This is a genomic window from Sphingosinicella sp. (genome assembly GCF_013911755.1).
Classification (GTDB): domain Bacteria; phylum Pseudomonadota; class Alphaproteobacteria; order Sphingomonadales; family Sphingomonadaceae; genus Sphingosinicella.
The window spans coordinates 1-6,501 of record NZ_JACESP010000045.1 but is presented as its reverse complement, the minus strand read 5'-3'; the positions used below and the strand labels follow the sequence as shown (position 1 = coordinate 6,501).

Here is a 6,501-nt window from a genome sequence, read left to right as displayed (position 1 = left end):
AAGCTCGCCGCCTAACATCAACCCCCAGACGAGGCCCGCACTCCGCTAATTTACGCCGCGAGTTGCGCCAAATGTTCTGACGACGGACACCATGTAGATCGCGTAGCGCTTGATGTCCGCCTTGATGTCCTCATTGGCGACGACGATCTTCGCGTCCGGGAATTCTTCGCGAAACACCGCCATGCCAGTGAAATGATCGGTATGGCCATGGCTGATGAGGATATGCGTCAGCGGCAGCTTCATCGCCTTGATCATAGCGGCGAGCTTTCGCGCCTCGTTCGCCTTGCGCTGCACGTCCATCACCACGAGCGACGTGCCGTTCGAAAACACGAACGAATTCACCGTGGCGAAATCGCCCTTGTAGACCGAGACCGTCTTGACACGATCAGCCTGTGCAGGCGACGCGGCAAGCGCCGCAAACAGCGCGAAGGCGAACGCCGCTTTCATCGGGCGCCTGCGTTGGCGCGATCGAACACGACTTCACCGTCGATGTAGGTTTTTTGCACCTTGATCGTGTGGATATCGGTGGCTGGAATTCGGAACGGGTTCTTGTCGATCACGATGAAGTCGGCGCGCTTGCCCGCCTCGATCGTGCCGAGTTCCTTGTCGAGCCCAAGGCGCGTTGCGGCGTTGATCGTGAACATGCGGATCGCCTGTTCCAGCGTGATCGCCTGCCCCGCGCCGAACGTCCGCGCGCTGCCGCCCGGATTCTGCCGCGTGATCGCCGTCTCGATGCCGATCCAGGGGTCGGGCGCGGGAATCACTGCCCAGTCCGACCCGGCGATCACGAGCGCGCCCGCTTCGAAACCATCCTTGATCGGCCAGACGCGTTCAATACGTCGCGCGCCGACCGCCGTGGTGATGTCGTCGTTGATCGGCTGCGGATCCCACAGATAGGGCGAATATTCGATCGCGGCGTTCAGCGCCTTCGGGCGGGGCAAGTCCGCCGGATCGACGAACGTCGAATGTCCGACCTGATGGATCGGGCCGCCATTGCCGTTCTGTTCGCGCGCAAAGGCGATCGCATCGAAAGACGCGCGCACGGCGGCGTCGCCCGCCGCGTGGAACAGCACGTTGAGCCCGAGCTTGTCCCATTTCGCCATCAGCGGATGCAGCTTCGCGGGGTCGAACAACAAGAGCCCGCGCGCAGGTGCATTCGGCTGCCCCGCCTCGTAATCTTCGAGCATCGCGCCGGTGTGGCTCTCGGTCGGCACACCGTCCGCGAAGACCTTGATGCACGTCGGCTTGAAGCGCTCGCGCGTGTATTCGGGAATCGCGGCGATCGTTGCGTCCAGATCGGGATTCGGATGCCCGGCGTGGCTGTAGGCGATGCACGCCTGCACATGCTGTTTCAACTCGCCCTTGTCGGCGAGCGCGGCATAGGCTTCGAGATCGTCGCGAAACGCCATCGCCTCGACATAGCCGGTGATCCCGAAGGAGAGCAGGTAATCGAGATTCTTTTTCAGCTCCGCCTGCGTCCTTTCGGCAGGCTGCGGCGGGAGGTGACGCAGCACGAGATTGCGGGCCGTCTCGCGCAGCACGCCCGTCGGCAGCCCCGCAGCGTCGCGCTCGATAATGCCGCCCTCAGGGTTCGGCGTGTCCTTCGTGATGCCTGCGATGGCCAGCGCCTTCGAATTCACCCACAGGCTGTGGCCGCTCACATCGAACAGCAGCACGGGATTGTCGGGCGAAACCGCGTCGAGCGTCGCGGCAGTGATCGGCGTGCCGGCGAGCACGGAGGCCTGCCACTGGCCGCCCGCAACCCATTCGTCCCGGGCGGCGGCCTTCGCACAGGCGCCGACCCCGGCGAGGAGTTCGGCGGCGGGGAGATCGGGCGAAATGCTGCAGCGTCCTTCGCCGCCTTTCGCCTGCAGCACGGGATGCACGTGCATGTCGTAGAGGCCCGGGAGCACGGTGCGGCTGCCGAGATCGACCTCGCGCGCACCTTTCGCGGCCTTGCGAACCTCCTCGTCATTCCCCACCGCGACGATGCGCCCGTCCTTCACCGCGAAGGCGTTTTTCCACCCCGAGGGCGTGTAGACCTGCGCGTTCCGGTAGATCGTTGACGGCGAGGCCGCGTGGGCGGCGGTGGCAAGCATGGCTACACCGGCTGCGAGCAACGCCCGCCGAACCTTCACCGACCCTCGAACCATGCCTCTCTCCCTGAAAAGACCGCCTGCTATTCTGCTCCGGCCGCTGCCGTGCGCTCGAACACGGCCTCGCCGTCGATGTAGGTTTTTTGCACCTTGATCGTGTGAATCTCCGTCGCCGGGATGCGGAACGGGTTCTTGTCGATCACGATGAAGTCGGCGCGCTTGCCCGCCTCGATCGTGCCGAGTTCCTTGTCGAGGCCAAGGCGCGTCGCGGCATTGATCGTGAACATGCGGATCGCCTGATCGAGCGTGATCGCCTGCCCGGCACCGAACGTCCGCGCGCTGCCGCCCGGGCTTTGCCGCGTGATCGCCGTCTCGATACCGAGCCAGGGATCGGGCGCGGGCACGACGATCCAATCGGACCCCGCGATAACCAGCGCGCCGGCATCGAAGCCGTCCTTGATCGGCCACACACGCGAGATGCGGGGTTCCCCGACCGCCTTGGTGATGTCGTCGCTGATCGGCTGCGGGTCCCACAGATACGGCGAATATTCGAACGCGGCGTTCAGCGCCTTCGCGCGCGGCAGGTCCGCCGGATCGACAAAGGTAAGATGCCCGACCTGATGCATCGGGCCGCCATTGCCGTTCTGCCCGCGCGCATAAGCGACGGCATCGAGTGACGCGCGCACCGCCCAGTCTCCGGCGGCATGGAACAGCACCGTGAGGCCGAGCTTGTCCCACTTCGCCATCTGCGGGTTGAGCGTTTCGGGGTCGAACAACAGGAGCCCCTTCGCGGGCGCATTGGGCTGGCCCGCCTGATAGGCTTCCAGCATCGCGCCCGTGTGGCTGTCGGTCGGCACGCCGTCCGCGAACACCTTCACACACGTCGGCTTGAAGCGCGCGCGCGTGTATTTCGGAATGTCGGCGATGGTCGCATCGAGCTCGGAATTCGCGTGCCCGGCCATGCTGGTCGCGATGCACGCCTGCACATGCTGCTTCAGCGCGCCCTTGTCGGCGAGATCGGCATAGATCTCCAGGTCCTCGCGCATGGCGACAGCCTCGACGAAACCGGTGATCCCGTAAGACAGCAGATGATCGAGGCTCTTCCCGAGCAGGCGCTTCGTTTCCGCGATCGGTTGCGGCGGTATGTGCCGCGTCACCAGTTCGCTCGCCGACTCTCGAAGAAGACCCGTGGGGTTCCCGTTCGCATCGCGCTCGATAATGCCGCCTTCAGGATTGGGCGTATCCTTCATGATGCCCGCGACAGCGAGCGCCTTCGAATTCGCCCAGATCGAGTGTCCGCTGATATCGACGAGCGTGACGGGATTGTTCGGAGACACGGCATCGAGCGTCTGGGCATTCATCGGACCATCGGTGATGCTGGACGCCTGCCACTGGCCGCCCGTCAACCATTCGCCCGGCGCTTTCGTTTTCACGCAGGCGGCGAGGCTGTCCTGAATCTGTTTCGCACCGGCTTCCTGCGGGAGCTTGCAGCTGCCGGTGTAGCCCCGCGCATCAAGCGTCGGGTGCACGTGCATGTCGAAGAGACCGGGGAGCACCGTGCGCTTGCCGAGATCGACGGTGCGCGCCGCGCCTACCGTCTTGCGGATGTCCGCATCGCTGCCCACGGCGACGATGCGGCCGTCGCGCACAGCAAACGCCGTCTGCCATCCGCCCGGCGTGTAGACCTGTCCGTTGTAGTAGATCGTGGCGGGCGATGCCGCGAATGCCGGCGACGCAAGACCGGCAAGGCAGGCTGCAATCACAATTCCCGTACGCCGCTTGTTTATCGAAATCATCGCTCTCCCCAACCCTATTCGAAAAGGCCGCAGCTGCGTCTGCAACTGCGGCCCTTCGCTTCCCTAGAACCGATACGCTGCGGTCACGCCGAACGTACGCGGCCGCACGATGTTCGAACGATAGATCGTCGCGTTGTTGTTGTCGCGTGCCCGGCGGCCGGACCACACGGCCTGATCGAGCACGTTGTTCGCGAACATCGACAGGTCGATGCCGTTCATGCGGTAACCCGCGCGCAGCGACAGCGCCCGGATCGCCGGTGCGTTGCTGAGCGTCGGATCGACACCACCGTTGCGCGGATCGAGGCCCGGCGTCAGGCTCGTCTGGTGCGCGCGGTAATCGAAGTCGGCGCGCACATACGCATCGTCTTCCTCACGCAACGAGAACTCGTGCTGCGCGTGCACCGAAACCGTCCACGGCGGCGTGGTGACGTGGTTGCCCTCCGTCACCAGCGGCACGACGGCGAGCGGACCGCCAAAGAACGTGTCGAGGAACTTGGCGTTGGTGTAGCCGACTTCCGCCTGCAGCGTGAAGTCGTCCGTCACGCGGTAATCGAGCTGCAGGTCGAAGCCGCGGCTGCGAGCAGAGCCCAGGTTTGCCGTGAACTGGAACCCGCAGCCGCCAAGCCCGACGACCTGCTGGATGTTCTTCCAGTCAATCTGGTAGACGCTGCCCTGCACGCTGAGACGCCCGCCGAGCGTGCGGCTCTTCACGCCCGCCTCGTAGCTCCACACCGAGTCCGACTTGTACGTCTCCGGGCGTCCGTCCGGATAGCCGAGCGGATCGAGATCGCTCGCCTGGCACGGCACGCCGACCTGCGGGTTGTAGCCGCCGGGACGGAAGCCCTTCGATGCGGAGGCGTAGATCATGTTTGCCGGATCGACCTGGAATTCGATGCCGAACTTGGGCGTGAACGGCTTTTCCTTCTGCGTGCCGATGTCGGTCACCGGCGGCCCGACGACGGGGCCCTGCGCGAACGAATTGATGTTGAACTTGGTCTGGCCATAGCGCAGGCCCACGGTCAGCGTCAGCTGATCCATCGGCTTGAAGTTCACCTGACCGAACGCCGCGATCTGCGTATCCTTCGAAGTCGTCGACTGATCGTAGATGAGACGACCATCGACGAGCGGCGGGAAGAACGGAATCAGGAACGGCGCGTAGTCGAACAGGAAGCGATCCTCCACCTGCTGGATCGATAGCTGCTTCGCCTTCTGGTAGAAGCCGCCGACCACCCAGGTGAGCGCCGAATCCGTGTTCGCGGACTGCAGGCGAATTTCACCGGTGGTGATCTTCTGCGTGTTCACGAAATCGCTGAAGCCTTCCTGATCGGGGAAGATCGGCAGCGTGATGCCCGTGAACAGGCTCTGGTCGAATAGCGTGTAATCCGAACGGAAGGTCTGCTTGCGATCGAAATACGATCCGATCGCGGTGAGATCGACACCCCCGAACGAATACTGCACGTTCAGCGTCGGCAGATAGAAGCGGTCGCGGCCCGATTCCTGCACGCGGTTGCCGCTCAGGAACACGCCGTTGTCATAGTCGGAGAAGGGCGCGTCCGGCACGGTGAAATCGGCGCGGACATTGTCCCACGACTCCGGGCTGTCGTTGGTATAGATCTTCTGATAGGTGATCGACGGCGTGATGCGGAGTTCCGGCACCGGCGCCCACGTGAAGGCAACGCGGCCGACATAGGAATTCTGGTAGTTCGCGTCGTCGTCGACCACGCCCTTGTCTTCGAAGCGGACACGGTCGATGAAGCCGCCGTCGCGGCGGTAATAGCCGCTCACGCGCATCCCGAGCTTGTCCTCCACGAGCGGCACGCCGTAGGCGACGCCCGCTTCATAGCTGGGGCCGCCGTTTTCGGTGAGCGCGGCTTCCGCCCGCACATATCCGGAAGAGCGCGTCAGGCTCGGCTGCGGCGAGATGAAGCGGATCGTGCCGCCCTGCGAACCCGCGCCGAACAGCGTGCCCTGCGGACCGCGCAGAACCTCGACGCGTTCCAGGTCGAAGATCACCGGATAGGCGTTGCCGCCGCTGTAGCCGAGCGAGCGGATCTGAATGGGCGTGTCGTCGATATAGACGCCGGTGGTCGCCGCGCCTGCGGTCGAATTGATGCCGCGGATCGAAATGTTCGTCGTCGTGTTGGTCGCTTCGAAAACGATGCCCGGCGTCTGCCGGATCACGTCGGCGAATTCACGCACGCCGCGGCTATCGAGCGTTTCCTGCGTGAAGGCGCTGACGCTGAGCGGCACCTTGCTGATCGCCTGCGACTGGCGCGTCGCGGTGACGACGATGTCTTCGAAACCGCCGACGACCTCCGTATTGTCGGTCGCGGCCTGTTCGCCGCTCTGCGCGAACGCGGCGGCCGGCAGCATCAGCGCCGCGATCGCGACGGATGATTTCGCCAGAGTGCGGATCGTTTCTCTTTTCATCATTACCCCCTTCTGTGTTGTGCTGGATGACGAATTACACATTGCTCAGGAACTCAGTGTTCTCTTGTCTATGACTCTGCTCGCCTTTCCCTGTGACCGCGGGAGCGACCCCGCAGGCTGAACGTCGATCTTCACGCTGATGCCGACCATGGTCTTGATGCGGTGGGCGAGCGTGTAGG

Annotated in this window: 5 protein-coding genes; all 5 read right to left on the bottom strand. The window is 64.1% G+C overall.

Features of this window, described 5'->3' with window-relative positions; translation table 11 throughout:
- Positions 1 to 45: 45 nt before the first annotated feature.
- Positions 46 to 447, bottom strand: coding sequence for an MBL fold metallo-hydrolase (locus tag H2052_RS17740; protein ID WP_293784931.1), 402 nt, complete (start codon positions 445 to 447; stop codon positions 46 to 48).
- A complete protein-coding gene (locus H2052_RS17735; protein WP_293784928.1) occupies positions 444 to 2,153 on the bottom strand; it encodes an amidohydrolase in 1,710 nt (569 codons plus the stop codon). The genes H2052_RS17740 and H2052_RS17735 overlap by 4 nt, the downstream gene beginning before the upstream one ends.
- A 26-nt stretch (positions 2,154 to 2,179) precedes the next feature.
- The gene (locus H2052_RS17730; RefSeq protein WP_293784926.1) at positions 2,180 to 3,892 is read right to left on the bottom strand and encodes an amidohydrolase; all 1,713 of its coding nucleotides are present in this window, start codon (positions 3,890 to 3,892) and stop codon (positions 2,180 to 2,182) included.
- 63 nt (positions 3,893 to 3,955) lie between these two features.
- Entirely contained in the window at positions 3,956 to 6,322 is a 2,367-nt protein-coding gene (locus tag H2052_RS17725) for a TonB-dependent receptor (protein WP_293784923.1), read from the bottom strand.
- A gap of 45 nt (positions 6,323 to 6,367) precedes the next feature.
- A complete protein-coding gene (locus H2052_RS17895; RefSeq protein WP_366484643.1) occupies positions 6,368 to 6,481 on the bottom strand; it encodes a hypothetical protein in 114 nt (37 codons plus the stop codon).
- Between the last annotated feature and the right edge of the window lie 20 nt (positions 6,482 to 6,501).